Genomic DNA, 17,556 nt, shown 5'->3' with positions numbered 1-17,556 from the left:
TATCTATATTACTTCTTTTCAAAATAAATGCGCTTACTTTCTTCATTTTCTGTATCAATATAAATTGAAAAGGTTTTTAAACTTTTAACTTTTTTTCCATTTAAAGAAGCATATTTCCATTTTGGCGAAAGCTGAACAACACGCAAAGCTTCTTCATCTAAACCAAAACCCAGATTCTTCACAACTTTGATATCTGACAAAGAGCCATCTTTTTCCACTACAAACTGTATCGGAATTTCTCCCTTCACTTTTTTTCTCACAGCCTTTTTAGGAATCTTAAAATTGGTTTTTACAAAATCACGAAATCTATAAATTCCGCCTGGGTAATCAGCTTCGATATGAACAGCAACAAAAATATCATCATTTGACTGATCGCTCTTTTGTGATGTAAGATCCTGAGCCATACTTTTGGCGCTAAACAAAATCATTATCAATATAAAACCCCGACTTAGTATTTTTTTCATATCTGTAATTTCTGTCTTTTGCAGACAAATATAATTTTTTAGTTCAATTTAAATTGTTCTGATATTATCCTGTCGAAAAATCTCAGCGTATAATTTAACCGCAAAGAACGCAAGTATTTTATTTAAGGTAACGCTTATAAACACAAAGTTCGCAAAGCTACGAGATGAAGCTTTGCGAACTTTTATAATCTTATTTTTAAAGAACCTTTGCGCTCTTTGCGGTTAAAAAAAACTTATTTAGAAAGCTCCACAAAATACTTGTAAAATAACGGAATAGTCTCAATACCTTTCAAGTAATTAAAGATTCCGAAATGCTCATTTGGCGAGTGAATAGCATCGCTATCCAAACCAAATCCCATTAAGATGGTTTTACTTTTTAATTCTTTTTCAAACAAAGCCACAATCGGAATACTTCCTCCAGAACGAACTGGAATTGCAGGAACTCCAAACGTCTCTGTATACGCTTTATTTGCTGCCTGATAACCAATGCTGTCAATTGGTGTAACATAACCTTGACCTCCGTGGTGAGGCGTTACTTTTACTGTAACTCCAGCCGGAGCAAGACTTGTAAAATGTTTTGTGAAAAGTTCTGTAATCTCTTCCCAATCCTGATTTGGAACCAAACGCATCGAGATTTTAGCGAAAGCTTTACTCGCAATAACCGTTTTAGCGCCTTCACCAGTATAACCGCCCCAGATTCCGTTTACGTCTAAAGTCGGACGGATAGAGTTTCTTTCGTTCGTTACATATCCTTTTTCGCCGTAAACATCAGCAATGTTTAAAGCATTTTTATATTTTTCTAAGCTGAAAGGCGCTTTTGCCATTTCTGCTCTTTCTTCTGCAGATAATTCTTCTACTTTATCGTAGAAACCTGGAATGGTAATATGATTGTTTTCGTCGTGAAGCGAAGCAATCATTTTTGCCAGAATATTAATTGGGTTTGCCACAGCTCCACCGTATAAACCTGAATGCAAATCGCGGTTCGGACCAGTAACTTCTACTTCAACATAACTCAAACCTCTTAAACCTGTCGTGATAGACGGCTGTTGGTTAGAGATCATTCCTGTATCTGAAATCAAGATTACGTCGTTTTTCAGTTTTTCCTGATTACGCTCTACGAACCAAGCCAAACTTGCAGAACCAACTTCTTCTTCGCCTTCGATCATGAATTTTACGTTACAAGGCAACGTATTGCTTTGCACCATTAACTCAAGCGCTTTTACGTGCATGTACATCTGACCTTTGTCGTCACATGCTCCACGCGCGAAGATTGCGCCTTCTGGGTGAATATCTGTAGTTTTAATAACCGGTTCAAAAGGTGGTGAAGTCCATAATTCTAATGGATCTGGCGGTTGTACGTCGTAGTGGCCGTAAACTAAAACCGTTGGAAGATTTGGATCTATGATTTTCTCTCCGTAGATAATTGGGTAACCTGGAGTGTCGCAAGTTTCAACATAATCGCACCCTGCTTTTGATAAACTTTCTTTTACAGCCTCTGCTGTGTCAATAACATCTTGAGAATATGCAGTGTCGGCAGAAACCGACGGAATCTTTAATAATTCGATCAATTCGTTGATAAACCGATCTTTATGTTGTTGAACGTAGGACTTAATATTTTCCATTTAAATTATTTTTATAGAAAACCAAAAGTACGAAAAAGAGAATTAAAAAAAATTTTCAAAAAATGCTTTGATAATTCAAAAGTATGCCTATCTTTGCACCCACAATTACCGCGGATATGGCGAAATTGGTAGACGTGCCAGACTTAGGATCTGGTGCCGCAAGGCGTGTAGGTTCGAGTCCTATTATCCGCACTAAAAAAAGCTTCTGAAGATTTTTCAGAAGCTTTTTTGTTTATACTACAATAATTCTCTACAAAATTTAGCATGCTAATTTTCAATGTTTTGAATTCGCTTTAATTCTTCTTGCAACAACATTCCATCTTTAAGTGTTGCTTCTGTAACTATCTTTTTTTCACTTGGACGGTATGTGAAAAACTTAAAGTCAAAATCTACATCTCTACACCAAAAAGCAACAAAAATCACATAATCCCTATTAAAGTGTCTAATATCAAACTTTATAGGTATACCAATAACTTGAACTAATACTTGTGGTACTTGATTGCTTAAACTAAATTTTTTCCCCAGAGAATCGTCAAAAACTAAAATTTTATGATCCGAATAAATATTCTCAACGTTATAAACCTCAATCATAAATGATACTTTTTCAGCTGGGACAGAAGATTCATTTTTTATTGTTATTGTAATTGCATCTACATAATTTTTAATATCTCTAACTTTAATATCAGCATTTAAAGAAGGAACTCTTCTTTTATTAAATAAGGCTTGAACAATCCCATGAGGCGCAGGTTTTGCGTCTCGTTCAAGCCTTAAATAATACTTTCCATCTGAAGAACATTGATGCGGAGGATTTAAGCTTTGAGAAATGTCAATTAAAAAAACATTTCCTTTTTCAGTTAAAAACTCTTCAATTTTCAAATCTGTTGGTGTAGGAACAATATTAGACGCTATTTTTTGATATAACCAATCCTTATTTTTAAAATTCGAATAGATTAATTCACCTTGACATACTTTAACAACATTCTTACCTATTGTATGTTTCGTTTCTCTTGGCGCACCAATAATCAACAAACCACCTTCAGTATTTAAAAATGCAGCTATTTCTTTAAAAATATCATTAATCTCAACTTCTCCACTTTTAAATTCGACGACAGAAGATTCTTCTTGTGGAGTTGAAAAATAATCTTTCACATCATCTAAAATAACTTCGTCTCTTTTTTTACGAAATATTTTTTCTATATAATTTGAATTCATATTTAACCTGAAATTAAAATAATATCAATATTCTTATTCTAGCACCCTTCGTTTTTTACCCCAAATTTCATTTTCAAATTTTCTTTTCTGCTTTTTTAGCTAAGTAAAAGATCTTATGATTAAAGAGTTACCAATTATCATTTTTTCTAGCTCCAGATTCAATACTTGACAAAAGAGATTTATTTAGTTCATTAAAATACGATGGAACTTCGGGAATATATTTCCACAAACTCTTTAAACTTCCATCTTTTTTATAATATGTATCCAACCCTTCCTTTGTATTTGAATTAAAAATTACATTATTTGTCCAACCTCCTGCTGAATACTTATTTCCAGTGTAATAATTTTGCATACTGATTAAGTCAAATTTATACTTGTTATCTTTTACAGAAATTTCGATTTGATATTTTGTCGGATAATATGTTTTTCCCAGCATAGGAATATGATTTGCAAATAAAGCTTCTGAACTTCCCTCAAACCTTATGTATTCATTTTCAATTGTAGACAAAATAACTTTATCAGGATTCTTATAAGTTGTTTTTATCCACTCAATAACCTTTTTATAAATTTCTTGAGCACTTTTTCCTTCAACAGGTGTAACCACATAATCAGTCATCCCTTTATTATTGTCAAATGTAAATTCAGATTCTTGAGCATTTACAATTCCAGAAACAAATAATATTAAAAATATGATTTTTTTCATTTTAGTTTTTTAATTAATATTTATCAAATGTAAATAGATAGATTATAAGCACCTTACGGTTTTCCGTAAACTTTTTCAAATATATTTAAACAAAAGCTACATATACAAACTATATACTAATCCATCTTGACGAAAGGAGCTTTTCAGCATCACCAACAGTTTGTACACTATGAAAAAAATTGCGGAAATCACTCTGGAATTTTTGTCGGTTTTGCTTTTTGTTTCTCCTTTCGTCGAGATGAATTGTTTCTTTAATCAATCTCTAAATAAGGATCAAGAGCTTCTGCCAATCTATTGAGCCAATAAAAACTATCATCGATGTTCTTGACTTCAGATTCTATGGTTTCACATCCTCGCAACGAACACAACGAAAGCACATAATTTACTTCTCTAATTGCTTTCGCCATATCTTTTGTATCAATAACATCAATAAAAAAATCTTTTAGTCTTTTTTCTGTTTCTTCTGAGAGATCATTTGTAGCCATTGTCTTATTTTTTAGATGGGACAAATATAATATTTTTGGTCACATAAATGTGACCTAGCCAAAAATAAATCTTAGGAATTTTGAAATATGGATATTTCAGAAGAAATCTTTATTGCAAATCTTGGGACTCACATAAGACAATTACGTGAAAAAAAAGGCTTATCACAGCAAGCTTTGGCTGATGATTGCGACATCAAAAAAACTCAGATCGGCAGAATTGAAAGAGCTGAAATAAATACTACGGTAAAAACTCTCATAAAAATTGCCAATGCTTTAGATATTGAACCTAAAGAGTTGCTTGATTTTCCTTTGAAATAAACTCAAAACTTTCCTTAACCTCAAATGATTAAAACCAAAAAATTTCAACTTACCAAAAAAGAATATCTCTCATTTATTATTAGAGTTTTATTAAAAAAGCGATGGTGGTTGTTTGCTTTCATGTGGTTTCTGACGATTGCAGTTCTTTTTAAAGACAAAAAAGATTCTTCAGACACTTTTCTAATTGTATTTAGCATTTTATATCCTTTAATTATATTATTTCAATATTGGAGATTTGCAAATTCAAAAGAAAACAGAGCCTTTTTTGCAGAAATGCAACATGAAGTTTTTACAGATAAAATTATTTATACAATCGGAGAAACATCTGAAAGCACAATTGCTATGCAGAATTTTATTAAAGTTCTAGAATTAAAAGATCTCTACCTTTTATACGTTTCAAAAAGTCAGTGCCTTTACTTTCCAAAAAGAGTTTTCGAATCCAAGGAAGATGAAAATTGGTTTAGAAATGAAGTATTTCTAAAGATTAAAAACAAATAATATTTGGCTAAAGCCTTTTCTTCTTTAAACATAAAAAAACCTCCAGCTAAAGCAGGAGGCAATTCATCTAGTTTTGTGATTTCGCCGTTAAAAAAAATCCTTTTTAATCCTAATAATCTGTGGCTAAAAAAATTTTGCGACTCTGATCCCAATAGCTATCGGGATTGCGAGATTAAAACACGCCAAAATTTAAAATTCAGAAATTTCTTTAATTATTTTACACTTTAGTATTTAAATATTCTTACTTTTAAAAAACCAAAAACCTAATTCTCAAAATTTCACTTGTTTTTAAATCTCAAAAAACATTTAGACACATGAGAAAATACAGATTACTAGTCCTTTTTTTAGCAATTATTGCTGTCTTTTATTTTGCAAGAACAGTTCGAAGTTTTACCGTTCAACACGAAACCCGAACTCTTAAATCAGAACATTTTATCGTTTCCTATACCGGAATTTATAAAAGCGAAGCTGAAAAAGTCAGCAAACATCTTGAGGAAAACTATTCTAAAATAAGAGAAAATCTAAAAGACGTAGAACACGAGCCAATAAAGGTTTTTGTTTACGGTTCGCAATTTAAGTTTAATGAAGCGACAGGTTTAACAGAAAACACAAAAGGCACAAGCCGCGGTCCAAACGAATTTCATTTTATATGGACGAATTGGTTTAATTCTATTTTTCCAGATGATCCTCTCAAAACGGCTTTGCATGAGTTTACGCATTGCGTTCAGCTCAACATATTAATTTATAAAGCAAAAGACACGATTATCACCCAAGACCGACTGACTTTTGAAAAGGAATTTGATAAAAAGTTTAAAGCCGAATATCCGCGCTGGCTCTGGGAATCGATTAGTATTTTTGAAGCAGGAGAAGTTAATTCGCTAAGCGTGAAATACGCCAAAAGCAAAAACCTGACTTTAGAAGATCTTAATCACGGCAATCAGATTTACAACATTGGCTACACGATAATCGAATATATGACTAAAAAATGGGGAAAAGATATTCTGCCCAAACTGATTGCTTCTTTCGGTAACATCGAAAAAACATTGAACGTAACGCAAGAGGAATTTGAAAAAGGATGGATGGCTTTTTTGGAGGAGAAGTATTAAAAAAGCTTTGCGACTTCGCGACTTTGCGAGAGATTCATAAGTTTAATACTTAAAAATTAATCTCGCAAAGACGCAGAGTCGCAAAGTTTATATTTTACTTTTTATAAATTAGTTTTTGCCTAAAATCTCAAGGATTTTATCCACATTCACTTCACTATAATCATTTATATAAAAATCGCATGGCGGAAGTTCTTCTTTTTTATGCGTGCTTAAAACGCCAACGACTTTCATTCCGGCATTTAATCCTGCTGTAATTCCCGAAAAAGAATCTTCGAAAACCACACAATCTGACGGAGAAACACCAACACGTTCTGCCGATTTTAGATATACTTCAGGATTTGGTTTATGAAACGTAACGTCTTCTGATGACATCATCGAATCCATTTTTTCGCCTAGTTTCAAGAAATTGGCAATTAAATCCAGATTCGCACGCGGCGCCGATGTAGCAACTGCAGTTTTAAAACCACGGGATTTTAATTCGTTTAAAAAATCCATATAATGCGGAATCGTTTCGACTTTGTCTTTGTAAATTTCACGAAACATTCCTTCTTTTTCGTCTTCCAGTTTTATCAATTCTTCTCCCGCAATCGGACGTTTGAAGAAATGCGTCATGATATAACTATTGTGTTTTCCGTACATATGTTCTTCAAATTCTTCCTGAGTGTACGGAATATTATATTTATCGAAAAATTTTTCAAAAGCGATCACATGATGCGGATTTGTATGCGAAATCACGCCGTCCATATCAAAAATTACACATTGCTGGCTCATAATTTTATTTGTTTTTTAAACGGGTGCAAGATACGACCATTTATACGGTTTGTGAAATTTAAGCGTTTAAGAAATTAAGATATTTTGAAAACCTTTTTATAACTTCGTTTGCACAAATTGTAAATTATCATGGAAAAAATAAAATACAAAGACAAAAATGTTATTTGGGAAAGTAAAACCAAACAAATCATTTTGATTGTTATCTGTTTCTTATTCACTTTCATGGTTTTATGGACAGGAAAAGTGAATGAAATTCGTTTCTGGTTTCCATTACTTTTATTTGGAGGCGGAGGTTTTTTTATACTTATTAGATTTTTGAATCCAAAAAACTTGTTTGTTTCTCCAAATTCAACATTAGGAAAAGAAATAATTTCTTTGCAAACAGCAGAAAATCAAAACGATTTAGGAATTTTCACATACACCGAAGATAGTTTTACCATCACTAATGAAAATCATTATCAAACCTACAAATGGGACGAAATTAAAACCGTTTTTGCTTATAAAATAGATTTAATAACCGAAGACGAAATTTGCATTGACGTTTATACTCAAGATTCAAATAAATTCACCATTTCCGAATCGACTTGGGGATGGTTTCAATTTATCAGCAGATTAAGCGAAAACATTAAATCTATCGAAATAGATTGGTATCTAAAAATCATAAATCCTGCTTTTGAAAAAAACCTTACCCTACTTTACGATAAAGAAAACCGCAAAGCAGAAGAGATCATAAAACAGGATTTTAATTAATTACTACAAAAGAAATTCTCTAATCTGTGACGAATTACGCAGAGATTCGCTGAGTTTTTTTAGTCTCTCGCAAAGTCACATAGTCGCAAAGTTTTTTTTAAGATCGCACTAAGCGCACAGTTTGTCATTTCGACGTAAGGAGAAATCACACTAGAAATTCCGCAAAGCGAATCGCCAATCTGCGTCGAATCCCGCGTGTGATTTCTCGTTCCTCGAAATGACAAACTACACGGAATAACTTTGAACCTGGAACTTTAAACCTGACTCGAGAGCTATGCTCGAACAGGCGAAGCAAACAAAATCTTTAACCAATCCAAATTTTACTTTTCATCAAAGTCATTGTCTGTCTCAAATGCTGATTGCATGCAATAAGAATTATCAAAACCAAAAGACCGTAACCTACAATCGTATAAATTTCCATATCAGCTAAGAGAGTCGATTGTTTGGTAATGCTTCCGAAGATCTTTTTCATGGCTAAAACATTGGCATTATCTGCCGAATATCCTTTGGCAATAAAACTCTGCGTAGTACTGGCGATGGTTTGCTGTGCTTCGGGATTTTCGCCCGTTACGAATTGGCTTAGCTTTAAAAAGTGCTTTTTGTTTAAAAATACTGTTGCATTCTGCATGACGCAAAACCCAATCGTACTTCCCCAAAAACGTCCCGAAACGCCGACAATTCCCGAAGAAACCGCCATATTTGCAGGAACCGAAGATGTGGTAAAGAGAATTAACGGAACAAATAAAAACCCCACTCCGATACCCTGCAAAAAGTACGGAACAATAATATTTGATAAAGCCACATCGGGCACAAAAAGAAACGTAAACCAAAAATGATACAAGGCAATTAGCGAAAAACCAATCAGGAAAATAATTTTGGTAGAAACCGATTTCATGAGGAAATAAGCCGCCAAAATCAATCCGATTACATTTCCGAGTCCGTTAATGTACTGCACGCCCGCAACACGCGACGGATCCCAATTCCAAATCGAATACATAGCCGAATGGCAAAGACTCAACGTTGCTCTGCTGATGTAAAACAGGAAAAACAATAAGAACCCAATTCTAAGATTGGCATATTTAAAGACTTCAAAATCAAAAGTGGGCCTTTTAACCAAAAGCTCTTTAAAGATGAACAAACCTCCCGTAATAAGTGCCATAATAAGCATTAAAACCATTTGAGAAGATTCAAACCAATATTTCTTCTCGGCATACACAAAAAAGTAGGCACCGCAAAGAATCGCTGTTAAAACCAAAAAATAGCTCATCCAGTCGATTTGATACAACGGGATTTTCTTTGTGATTCGGTGCCCACGAAAAGTAACCAAGATTAAAAAGACATTTAAAACCTGCAATCCGCCCGAAACATACAGCATGTATTTCCAGTCGTAATGATCCAGAAACCAAACCGCAATATTCATAATAAAAGGCGTTGACAGCAGTAACGAACCATAATAAAAGGAAAATCCAATTATAATAGCATTTTTAGAATCAAACTGCTCAATAAGCAATTGTCTGATGGTAATTGCAGGAAGCGCCATTAAGATTCCTTCGGCAACCCTCAAAAGCAAGAAAACCGCAAAATTATCGACATAACCCGACGCCACAATCGTAACCCCAATTAAGGAATATACTCCTATGAGGTAATTTTTGGCGGGGAAAAAACTCGAAAATCGGCTTTCTATGAGAATTGTCGCCAGCAGAGTTCCGTATGTAACGCACATTGCAAACTGCAAATCTTCGGGCTCAATGTCCAGAAAACTTGCCGCATACGTTACGTTTGACGTATAAACTCCCAATAAAATCATGGAATGCAAGAGACAAACAAACAAAATTGTAATGATTGCCCATTTTGGAACCCATGATTTAAATATACTTTTATCTTCCATTTTAGTGTGCTGCGATCACAGTAATATTCATTCCCGCTCTTAAAAAGTCAGTTTGTTTGTCGCTGTCTTTCAACTGAATTCTAACCGGAATTCTTTGTTCGATTTTTACGAAGTTACCCGTTGCATTATCTGGAGGAAGCAATGAAAATCTTGCCCCGCTCGCTGGAGATAAAGAAGCTATTGTGCCAACAAAAGTTTTATCGCTCAACGCATCGGCTTTTATTTCAACATCTTGCCCAACGGTTAAATATTGCAATTGCGTTTCTTTAAAATTGGCTGTAATCCATTTTTCTTTACTTACAATAGAAAGCAAAGATTGTCCTTCTTTTACCAACTGTCCTGGCTGTAAAGTTCGTTTTCCAACCCAACCGTCATACGGTGCGGTAATAATCGTATACGAAAGAAATAAAGCCGCATTATCAGCCACAGCTTGTTTTGAAGCAATATTCGTCTGTGTCGTCGGAACATTGGCTTCGGCAACTGAAGTGCTCAAAGCCGAAGTATGAATTCTGTTTTTCATTTCCTGAAAATGCGCCTGCGCCGATTCATAATCCGCTTTTACTTTTTCTAATTGCTGAGAAGTTGCTGCCTCTTCGCTTACCAAAGCTTTATATCTTTCGTATTCTAATTTGGTTTTCCAAAGATTCGACTTTGCAGCTTCTAACTGCGCTTCGTTAATCGCTGTTGCGCTTGCCGTATTTATGGCATTTTTCTCAGCCACAACGCTATTTTGTTTCGCATTCTGAACATCGGCAAGAGCCACGTCCAGTTTCGATTTGTATTCTCTATTATCAATTACCACCAAAGTATCACCTTTATGCACAAACTGATTTTCGTTGAAACGAACTTCCTGCACATAACCCGTAATTCTAGACATAATTGGTGTTACATATTGCTCCACCTGGGCGTCATTCGTTTCTTCGTGATTTCGGTTGAAAACATAAAACCAAATTCCCAAAATAACTCCGCTTATCACAAGCGTACACGCAATAATCGTTATTAGTATATGAAACGTTTTATTTCTTCTAGTTTCATTTTTAATCTTAACCATATCTTTCTTTTTCTCTTTAACTTAGTTCTTTTCTAAAATGTCTTTTCTCTTGCTTCTTTCGTCTATCAAGTCTTTCTTCTTTCTTCTTGTCTCTCAAGACTTTAGCCCAGTCTTTCAACATCTAGCTCTGAGGCATCATTCCCGCCGTATGAAGCAGTTCGTAATGTTTTAAAACCGCATCCAATCGGGTAGAAATTTTGTTGTATTTCGCCTGAAGCAAAGCATTATCGGCATCGACCATTTCGGTAATTAACACCAACTGGTTTAAGTATTTCAGCTTCACGATTCGATAGTTTTCTTCAGCTAAATCCAAAGCTTTATCAACCACCACAAACTTTTCAAGGATTTCCTGATATTGCGTGTGTTCTTTATACAGCTTATCCTGAATTTCCTCTTTTACAATTTCATTCTGCATTTCCTGCCATTTGATTTTGGTATTGGCCTGCTCCATTTTGGTCTTGTTTTTATACAAAGACGAAAGGTCAAAAGTAGCTTCAATCCCCACTTGCCCTAAAGTGTACAAATACGGATTTGGCGGAAAGAATTTGTAGTTTGGATAATAAAAACCATAGTTTCCAAAGAAATGAACGCTTGGCAAGTAATTTCCTTTAACCAATTTCAATTCCGTTTTGCTGATGTTTAATTCTTGGCTTGCAATACGCATTTCTTCGTTTTGCAAAGCTTTTGTCATATAAAAATCATACGGATCTAGACCGTTCATTTCATCAAGACTTGAAGTTGTATCGATTACAATTTCTTCATTTTCTGGAATTTGGATCAGCGTTTTCAGATCGTGAAGTGCGATTTTAATGTTTTTGGAGTTAGTTAACGCATTCAATTCGCGATCTGAAAGCTGTAATTCGGCACGAATAACCTCGTTTTTCGTAACCGTTCCATGTTTTTGAAGCGATTGGACTTCTTTCAATCGACTTTTTTCTTCTTTGATATTTTCTTCAAAAATTTTCTGAAGCTCCATCATTTTATAAATCGCCAGATAATTGGCTACCACTTCAAGCTCGATATCATTTTCGGTCTTTTCTGTTTTTATTTTGGCGATTTCGTTTTCCTGATTCGCAATTTTGATAGCGTTATTAATCTTATTTCCCGCATAAATTGGCATTTTAAAAGTCGAATTGACCTCATAAATTTCAGGAATCGCTGGAGTTACTTCTTTGTCTTTTAAGAATCCGCTTCCTTTAAATTCGGTAATATTCGTAATGCGAGAATACATGCCGTTTAGCTGCACGTCTGGCAATCGAAGTTCTTTTCTTTCTTTAATGTTTTGCTCTGAGAGCGTGACCTCCAATTGAGATCTAAGGATTTTTTTGTTGTTTTCTTTAGCCAGTTTCATCGCATCTTTTAGCGAAACTGTGTGGACTTCCTGCGCTTGTAAGCCATTGAATGTTAACATCATTAAGATTAACAGCAGGACTCTGGGAAAACAATCGTCTGTAGAATTTGTTGTTTTAAGGAACATAAATACATTAATATTTGATGCTGCAAAGTTCCTTCATTTTTCTCGTGACTGATAATTCTAAAAAGCCAAGAACATATTCATTTCGGACAAATGTTAAAATTCCATTTCCCGAAAACGTTATATTAAAACATTGAAAAACAAATAGTTAAGAATTAAAGTTGTTTCACGCAGATTTAAAGTGATTTTGGCAAAGGACTCAGATTTTATTTTTCTCTCGCAGATTTGGCAGATTGAGCAGATTTTTAAGCATTTGAAAAAATCCCCAAAATCTGCTAGAGAAAATATTTAGCAAAAGATAAAGAATCTGTTGAATCAGCTTAAATCTGTATAAATCTGCGTGAAACAATCATTTAGCGCATTTCAAAAAATCCCTTAAATCTGCGGAATCTGCGAGAGAAAATTTTTAGCACAGAATAAAATATGTGTAAATCTGCGTGAAAAAAATCTATTTACCGCGCTCCAAAATCTCCTCTCCGTTTAAGTAATCAGAAGGTCTTTGGCCTAAAATCTTGAAGAATGTGTTACTGAAAGTCGGTACGCTATTGTAACCAACTTCTTCGGCTACCTCTTTTACAGAAAGCTTTCTTTCTAATAAAAGTTCGATTGCTTTTAAGATTCTTCTTATGGTATAATATTGAATAAAAGACATTTTGAGGTCTTTCTGAAACAAACGATACAAAGAGCGTTCGCTAAAACCAAATTCATGCGCTACATTGGCAAACAGAATGGTTTCTCCGAGATTATTTTCTATATAACGAAGGATTTTACCAAGACGTTTGTCTTTTGGCTGCGGTAATTCTAAAGGTAAATTATTGGTACAAATTTGCGGGAGAATCGCCTTTATAGCTTTGGCAATAGTAAAGTTTGGAGTTCCTTTTTTAAGATCACCATTCCATCGATTCGTAAAAAGCATCATTTGCAATAACAAATTGTTTACGGGATATATTCCTTCTACTTTATAAAAGTCATCTTCGTCTTTTTCAACAGGAAAATATAGATTTCGCATCGTCACACTTTCCGATTTCGGTTCAATACTATGTTCCACTCCACTCGGAATCCAAATAAAGTGTCTTGCAGGCAAAAAATAGGTTTTGGTTTCTGTAGTTACAAAAACAACATCGCCTTCGGCATAAAGTAATTGTGCTTTTTGGTGTCTGTGTGGCGGAATAAACAATTCACCCATCAAATCGTGGTGGCAGTAAATGCTTTTTTTATCAGCATCTACTTTCCTGATGTAATACTTATCTAATTTTTGACCGGAATATTCCATTGATGTTTAATAAAGGCCCTTTTTACGATATTAAATATACGCAAGAAATGAATAAATAAAAGTTGCCAAAATAAAAAAGAAAGTCTTTTTATGCAGAATACAACTAACTGAATACACAATTGTTAGTTTTTTATTATTCTAAACTGTTGATTAATAAACGCTGATTCTCGAAAAACTCTAATTGTTGCCTGTCTCCGCTCTGCGTTAATAATATCGAAAATCTTTTCAGTAAATCAATCCATTCTTTTTGTTTTTTAAAAAACTTGACATTATTAAAACATATTAAGTCCATATAAAAAGTTCCTTGAAAACACAGTTCCTCATTATCGTATTCTATATTATGGTAAATACCATCAATATTAATTTTAGATAAATAAATCATCATAGAATTTCCCGCATAAAAGCTTCCTGTTTCAACCACGAGCTCAATTAAAGAAACTAATTCCAATAACTCTTGTTTTAATTCCAGCATCTCCATTTTTGTTATTAATTGCTGCGAATAGAAAAAACGAATATCTCTTATTATGCATAAAAAAATATCTTCATCAATAACAATTGTTTTCATAGGCACTTTATTGCTTTCCTCTGCAAAATGCTTTTCAATTTTTATGATCTCATCTGGTAAAACCATACTTGAAAATGCAAAATTTGGTTTAGCCCCTCTCTTTAGATAATGCCATTTATAATGTCTAAATTGAGATAGCTTTTTGTACAGAAACAAAAAAGAGATAGGAATTGCATTGCTGGCAGTACTAATATTTGCTCTTTTTGCTGACTGCATCTTTTGAAAGATTGCTAAATACTCTTTTAACCGTTCGCAATACTGCTCAGTATAATTTTCGTATGTAACCAGTGTATCCAAATTTAATATAGCCCATTTACTGGTAATCTTTCCCGAAGCGATAATATCATCGATCGATATTCCGAAACGATTGGTTATTTTAATCATCTCATCCAATGTAAATTCTATTTCACCTCTCATCCTTCTATAAACAGACTCTTTGCCCAATGAAAGCAAATCCATTAATAAATGAGCTGCATTCGTTCCTTCTGGCAAAAATTCTTTAATTGCCAAAATCACTCTTTTGTTTATTGTATTATCCATCGTCTAATTTATTCTAAAGCAAACATACAGCTAAAAACAAGAAATAACTTACTTTTTAGATTCTCAAATGCATTTTGAAGGGCTAATAGTGTCTTATTTTTCTGAATTTAAAAATAGTGTCATTTTCTGACCATCATTAAACTAAAATGAACAAATTAGAAACTTTACGAAAACATCTTAATGCAGTATTATTCCTACATTTGATTTATTATTAAAACATTTTATAACCTTTAAAAAAATCATTATGAAAAAAGTAATTATTCCAATTTTATCATTAGCATTCTTTTTAAACTCTTGTGGCAATACACAGAAAAAAGACAAACAAAACGAAGAACGCAAGGCAGAACAAGCAGAAAAATCTATTGACAATGCTGCCATTGATCAGGAAATGAGCAATGAAAACGCAGCAAATGCTGTCGTTGAAAGCATTCAGGCAAATATAGATAAGGCAATGTCTAAAGTAGCTCTTCCTAAATTTAGCAAACTGAATGCTACCATTCTTGCAGAAGAATTTCACAAAGATCTTTCAGAATTAGTTAATACTAATAGCAATGAAAAGGCAAATAAATATGCAGATAAATTGGATAGCTTAAGAAAAACTTACGAAAAAAAAGTTACGGATAAAAAACTGGATCCAAAAGACAAAGCAACTCTTGACAAATATGTAAATGATCTTCTTACAGCAGTTCAAAACGCTGAATAAATTCATTAAAATTTATATCAAGCAAGATTCAAACAGAATGTAAACCGCTAAACATTTTGGCACAATCAAAAATTGTAAATCTTAAAAAATATGTAAAATGAAGGCATTATTTGTAGAAGAATTAAAAAATACAGTAAATAACTGGTGGATATCTCTTTTAGTTGGTATCCTTTTTATAGGCGTGGCCTTATTATTAATGTTTTATCCACTAGATGGCTACGCAGCTTTAAGCATTATGTTTAGCGTATGCATGTTTGTGTGTGGAATTGCAGAAATTGCATTTTCAGTTTCAAATAGAGAAAATCTATCTGGATGGGGATGGTACTTTACTGGCGGAATTATTGACTTCATAATGGGAGCATTTTTAATGTATTATCCAACAATGAGTATGGCCGTATTACCTGTATTTGTGGCATTTTGGTTAATGTTCAGAGGATTCTCTATGATTGGTTTTTCATTTGACCTTCAGGCTTATGGCTCAAAAGGCTGGGGCTGGCTATTGGCAAGCGGAATACTAATTGTTATTTCTTCTTTTGTTATTATTTGGTATCCTGTCTCAGGAGCTTTATCAGTTGTTTATCTAGTTGCTTTTACTTTTCTCTTTATTGGTATGGCACGTATCATGCTTTCATTCGATCTTAAAAAACTAAAGGATGATAACAAAAAATTACAACAATTAATCAACCGTAATGTTTAAAAATTTATTCTGAAAACTATAATATAAAAGGTTAATTCACTTCAGAAGCAATAATTAATTTAAAAACGACACAAAATGAAATTAGAAGAAATTAAATCGAAGATTTACGCAAAACTAGCAATGCATTCTCTAGAAAAAATTAGAGAAGACTTATCTAAAGCAAAAAAAGATTCTGCTCTAGTAATTGAAGACATCAAAAAAAGTCTTTCAAATGGTGGAGAAGCGGCATACGAAAATCTAGAAAAAAAGGCTCAAAAATTTTATGACAGTCTTCCAGAAGAATCAAAAAAACATTACCATGATTTACTATCAAAAATAGATGAGTTTAAATCTGAAGTTAAAAAAATGACCGAAGAGCAAATCAAACAAATAGAAAGTAAGTATAGCGAAAATATCAATTATTAAGATAGTACTTCATTAACTGCACAAGTAAAGAATGATGGGTTTTAAATAACTATCATTTTTTATTTAAATAACTAAATAAAATACTTTTTTTCTCTTTACAGATTCTCAATACTATTTGTTATGATTTGAGAATAGAGATAAAAAAAAGCTTCTCATTAAGAGAAGCTTTTTACAAACTTAGGCGGTCTGGACGGGACTCGAACCCGCGACCCCATGCGTGACAGGCATGTATTCTAACCAACTGAACTACCAAACCCTGCGTTATTGCGAGTGCAAAAATACAACAGAATTTCGTTTCTGCAAGCGTTTTTACGAATAAAATTTGAGAAATTTTTAATTGGTTAAATTCCAATATTTTAAAAATTCACTTTAAAAGTAAAAGAGAAGAAGTTTCTTTCTTTTTAATCGCAAGGCACACGAAGAATGCAACGTTTGAAATATTTATTCCCCTTTTATTCAACATAACCTGTGGTTGAAACCACGAGCTATGTTTTAATATATGATGGAAAATCTTTGTGGAATTACTTGCGAAGATTTCTCGTCCCTCGAAATGACAAACTGTTCGTTGAAATCAGAATTAAGCAAAAAAAAATCGCAAAACTTTCTCAATTGTAAGCTTTGCGAACTTTTCATTCTTTAAAAAATATCTTTGCGACCTTTGCGTAAATCTTTGCGCTCTTTGCGGTAAAATTTCATCGGATTTAAGCAAAACCAAAAGTGTCTTAAATCAAAAAAGCCATCCACAAAAGTGGAAAGCTTTTCATTGGTCTAACTACTAAACCAGCTACGAGTTACAAAGTCGTAGCAAAACAACACAACTAATCTTAGATACCGTTTTTGGGCAAAAAAGCCTTTCCGTTAAGAAAGGCTTCTCCCAATATTGCGGTCTGGACGGGACTCGAACCCGCGACCCCATGCGTGACAGGCATGTATTCTAACCAACTGAACTACCAAACCTCTGCGTTATTGCGGTTGCAAAGATATAACAGAATTTCATTTCTGCAAGCGTTTTTATAAAAAAAATGAAATTA

At 33.5% G+C, this 17,556-nt stretch carries 18 protein-coding genes and 3 tRNA genes; 8 read left to right on the top strand and 13 right to left on the bottom strand.

All coding sequences use genetic code 11. The annotated features are described in order from the left end of the window. Nucleotides 1-8: 8 nt before the first annotated feature. A complete protein-coding gene (locus GR162_RS01720; RefSeq protein ID WP_160780760.1) occupies nucleotides 9-464 on the bottom strand; it encodes an energy transducer TonB in 456 nt (151 codons plus the stop codon). Nucleotides 465-697: 233 nt separating this feature from the next. Further along, the gene (locus GR162_RS01715) at nucleotides 698-2,086 is read right to left on the bottom strand and encodes a dipeptidase (protein WP_008466344.1); all 1,389 of its coding nucleotides are present in this window, start codon (nucleotides 2,084-2,086) and stop codon (nucleotides 698-700) included. 110 nt (nucleotides 2,087-2,196) lie between these two features. Between GR162_RS01715 and GR162_RS01710 the strand changes: the two genes are divergently transcribed. Continuing rightward, nucleotides 2,197-2,278 (top strand) — tRNA-Leu (locus tag GR162_RS01710). 75 nt (nucleotides 2,279-2,353) lie between these two features. Here the strand turns inward: GR162_RS01710 and GR162_RS01705 are convergent. The 3 genes from GR162_RS01705 to GR162_RS01695 all read right to left on the bottom strand — a co-directional run bounded on the left by GR162_RS01705 (nucleotide 2,354) and on the right by GR162_RS01695 (nucleotide 4,486). Further along, the gene (locus tag GR162_RS01705; RefSeq protein ID WP_160780759.1) at nucleotides 2,354-3,298 is read right to left on the bottom strand and encodes a helix-turn-helix domain-containing protein; all 945 of its coding nucleotides are present in this window, start codon (nucleotides 3,296-3,298) and stop codon (nucleotides 2,354-2,356) included. 127 nt (nucleotides 3,299-3,425) lie between these two features. Beyond that, nucleotides 3,426-4,001 (bottom strand): DUF4468 domain-containing protein, encoded by a 576-nt coding sequence (locus tag GR162_RS01700; RefSeq protein WP_160780758.1) that lies wholly within the window; start codon nucleotides 3,999-4,001, stop codon nucleotides 3,426-3,428. A 251-nt stretch (nucleotides 4,002-4,252) separates the two neighbouring features. After that, nucleotides 4,253-4,486 (bottom strand): hypothetical protein, encoded by a 234-nt coding sequence (locus GR162_RS01695; protein ID WP_160780757.1) that lies wholly within the window; start codon nucleotides 4,484-4,486, stop codon nucleotides 4,253-4,255. An 87-nt stretch (nucleotides 4,487-4,573) separates the two neighbouring features. On the opposite strand from GR162_RS01695, the gene GR162_RS01690 reads away from it, so the two are divergent. From GR162_RS01690 to GR162_RS01680, 3 genes are all read left to right on the top strand, one after another. Then, nucleotides 4,574-4,804 (top strand): helix-turn-helix domain-containing protein, encoded by a 231-nt coding sequence (locus GR162_RS01690; RefSeq protein ID WP_160780756.1) that lies wholly within the window; start codon nucleotides 4,574-4,576, stop codon nucleotides 4,802-4,804. Nucleotides 4,805-4,828: 24 nt separating this feature from the next. Then, nucleotides 4,829-5,302, top strand: a complete 474-nt coding sequence (locus GR162_RS01685; protein ID WP_160780755.1) for a YcxB family protein — start codon at nucleotides 4,829-4,831, stop codon at nucleotides 5,300-5,302. Between the two features lie 314 nt (nucleotides 5,303-5,616). Further along, on the top strand, nucleotides 5,617-6,408 hold the full coding sequence (locus GR162_RS01680; protein ID WP_160780754.1) for a hypothetical protein: 792 nt from the start codon (nucleotides 5,617-5,619) through the stop codon (nucleotides 6,406-6,408). Between the two features lie 108 nt (nucleotides 6,409-6,516). On the opposite strand, the gene GR162_RS01675 is transcribed toward GR162_RS01680, so the two are convergent. Next, nucleotides 6,517-7,179, bottom strand: a complete 663-nt coding sequence (locus GR162_RS01675; RefSeq protein ID WP_160780753.1) for an HAD family phosphatase — start codon at nucleotides 7,177-7,179, stop codon at nucleotides 6,517-6,519. A gap of 129 nt (nucleotides 7,180-7,308) precedes the next feature. On the opposite strand from GR162_RS01675, the gene GR162_RS01670 reads away from it, so the two are divergent. After that, nucleotides 7,309-7,929: a hypothetical protein gene (locus GR162_RS01670; protein ID WP_160780752.1), complete on the top strand. Its 621-nt coding sequence runs from the start codon at nucleotides 7,309-7,311 to the stop codon at nucleotides 7,927-7,929. Between the two features lie 304 nt (nucleotides 7,930-8,233). On the opposite strand, the gene GR162_RS01665 is transcribed toward GR162_RS01670, so the two are convergent. From GR162_RS01665 to GR162_RS01645, 5 genes are all read right to left on the bottom strand, one after another. Continuing rightward, complete coding sequence (locus tag GR162_RS01665) at nucleotides 8,234-9,817, bottom strand: MFS transporter (RefSeq protein ID WP_160780751.1); 1,584 nt, start codon at nucleotides 9,815-9,817, stop codon at nucleotides 8,234-8,236. A gap of 1 nt (nucleotide 9,818) precedes the next feature. Beyond that, nucleotides 9,819-10,868, bottom strand: a complete 1,050-nt coding sequence (locus GR162_RS01660) for an HlyD family secretion protein (protein WP_160780750.1) — start codon at nucleotides 10,866-10,868, stop codon at nucleotides 9,819-9,821. A 121-nt stretch (nucleotides 10,869-10,989) separates the two neighbouring features. After that, on the bottom strand, nucleotides 10,990-12,282 hold the full coding sequence (locus tag GR162_RS01655; protein WP_237421269.1) for a TolC family protein: 1,293 nt from the start codon (nucleotides 12,280-12,282) through the stop codon (nucleotides 10,990-10,992). A gap of 508 nt (nucleotides 12,283-12,790) precedes the next feature. Beyond that, nucleotides 12,791-13,615: an AraC family transcriptional regulator gene (locus GR162_RS01650; protein ID WP_160780748.1), complete on the bottom strand. Its 825-nt coding sequence runs from the start codon at nucleotides 13,613-13,615 to the stop codon at nucleotides 12,791-12,793. Between the two features lie 133 nt (nucleotides 13,616-13,748). Next, nucleotides 13,749-14,690 (bottom strand): helix-turn-helix domain-containing protein, encoded by a 942-nt coding sequence (locus GR162_RS01645; RefSeq protein ID WP_160780747.1) that lies wholly within the window; start codon nucleotides 14,688-14,690, stop codon nucleotides 13,749-13,751. 274 nt (nucleotides 14,691-14,964) lie between these two features. Between GR162_RS01645 and GR162_RS01640 the strand changes: the two genes are divergently transcribed. The 3 genes from GR162_RS01640 to GR162_RS01630 all read left to right on the top strand — a co-directional run bounded on the left by GR162_RS01640 (nucleotide 14,965) and on the right by GR162_RS01630 (nucleotide 16,525). After that, nucleotides 14,965-15,423: a hypothetical protein gene (locus GR162_RS01640; protein ID WP_160780746.1), complete on the top strand. Its 459-nt coding sequence runs from the start codon at nucleotides 14,965-14,967 to the stop codon at nucleotides 15,421-15,423. Between the two features lie 97 nt (nucleotides 15,424-15,520). Beyond that, nucleotides 15,521-16,120: an HdeD family acid-resistance protein gene (locus tag GR162_RS01635; protein WP_160780745.1), complete on the top strand. Its 600-nt coding sequence runs from the start codon at nucleotides 15,521-15,523 to the stop codon at nucleotides 16,118-16,120. A gap of 75 nt (nucleotides 16,121-16,195) precedes the next feature. Next, nucleotides 16,196-16,525 (top strand): hypothetical protein, encoded by a 330-nt coding sequence (locus GR162_RS01630; protein ID WP_160780744.1) that lies wholly within the window; start codon nucleotides 16,196-16,198, stop codon nucleotides 16,523-16,525. A gap of 182 nt (nucleotides 16,526-16,707) precedes the next feature. Here GR162_RS01630 and GR162_RS01625 read toward each other — a convergent pair. Both GR162_RS01625 and GR162_RS01620 read right to left on the bottom strand, forming a co-directional pair. Continuing rightward, nucleotides 16,708-16,781, bottom strand: a tRNA-Asp gene (locus tag GR162_RS01625). Between the two features lie 627 nt (nucleotides 16,782-17,408). Then, nucleotides 17,409-17,482 (bottom strand) — tRNA-Asp (locus GR162_RS01620). Nucleotides 17,483-17,556 lie beyond the last annotated feature (74 nt).

Source organism: Flavobacterium sp. HBTb2-11-1 (genome assembly GCF_009826975.1).
GTDB lineage: Bacteria > Bacteroidota > Bacteroidia > Flavobacteriales > Flavobacteriaceae > Flavobacterium.
The sequence above is the reverse complement of the archived record's forward strand: the minus strand, read 5'-3'. Positions and strand labels throughout refer to the sequence as shown.

Bases quoted from the DNA above. Each gene is read 5' to 3' on its own strand.
- GR162_RS01720 (WP_160780760.1), bottom strand. From the start codon at position 464: ATGAAAAAAATACTAAGTCGGGGTTTTATATTGATAATGATTTTGTTT.
- GR162_RS01715 (WP_008466344.1), bottom strand. From the start codon at position 2,086: ATGGAAAATATTAAGTCCTACGTTCAACAACATAAAGATCGGTTTATC.
- GR162_RS01705 (WP_160780759.1), bottom strand. From the start codon at position 3,298: ATGAATTCAAATTATATAGAAAAAATATTTCGTAAAAAAAGAGACGAA.
- GR162_RS01700 (WP_160780758.1), bottom strand. From the start codon at position 4,001: ATGAAAAAAATCATATTTTTAATATTATTTGTTTCTGGAATTGTAAAT.
- GR162_RS01695 (WP_160780757.1), bottom strand. From the start codon at position 4,486: ATGGCTACAAATGATCTCTCAGAAGAAACAGAAAAAAGACTAAAAGAT.
- GR162_RS01690 (WP_160780756.1), top strand. From the start codon at position 4,574: ATGGATATTTCAGAAGAAATCTTTATTGCAAATCTTGGGACTCACATA.
- GR162_RS01685 (WP_160780755.1), top strand. From the start codon at position 4,829: ATGATTAAAACCAAAAAATTTCAACTTACCAAAAAAGAATATCTCTCA.
- GR162_RS01680 (WP_160780754.1), top strand. From the start codon at position 5,617: ATGAGAAAATACAGATTACTAGTCCTTTTTTTAGCAATTATTGCTGTC.
- GR162_RS01675 (WP_160780753.1), bottom strand. From the start codon at position 7,179: ATGAGCCAGCAATGTGTAATTTTTGATATGGACGGCGTGATTTCGCAT.
- GR162_RS01670 (WP_160780752.1), top strand. From the start codon at position 7,309: ATGGAAAAAATAAAATACAAAGACAAAAATGTTATTTGGGAAAGTAAA.
- GR162_RS01665 (WP_160780751.1), bottom strand. From the start codon at position 9,817: ATGGAAGATAAAAGTATATTTAAATCATGGGTTCCAAAATGGGCAATC.
- GR162_RS01660 (WP_160780750.1), bottom strand. From the start codon at position 10,868: ATGGTTAAGATTAAAAATGAAACTAGAAGAAATAAAACGTTTCATATA.
- GR162_RS01655 (WP_237421269.1), bottom strand. From the start codon at position 12,282: ATGATGTTAACATTCAATGGCTTACAAGCGCAGGAAGTCCACACAGTT.
- GR162_RS01650 (WP_160780748.1), bottom strand. From the start codon at position 13,615: ATGGAATATTCCGGTCAAAAATTAGATAAGTATTACATCAGGAAAGTA.
- GR162_RS01640 (WP_160780746.1), top strand. From the start codon at position 14,965: ATGAAAAAAGTAATTATTCCAATTTTATCATTAGCATTCTTTTTAAAC.
- GR162_RS01635 (WP_160780745.1), top strand. From the start codon at position 15,521: ATGAAGGCATTATTTGTAGAAGAATTAAAAAATACAGTAAATAACTGG.
- GR162_RS01630 (WP_160780744.1), top strand. From the start codon at position 16,196: ATGAAATTAGAAGAAATTAAATCGAAGATTTACGCAAAACTAGCAATG.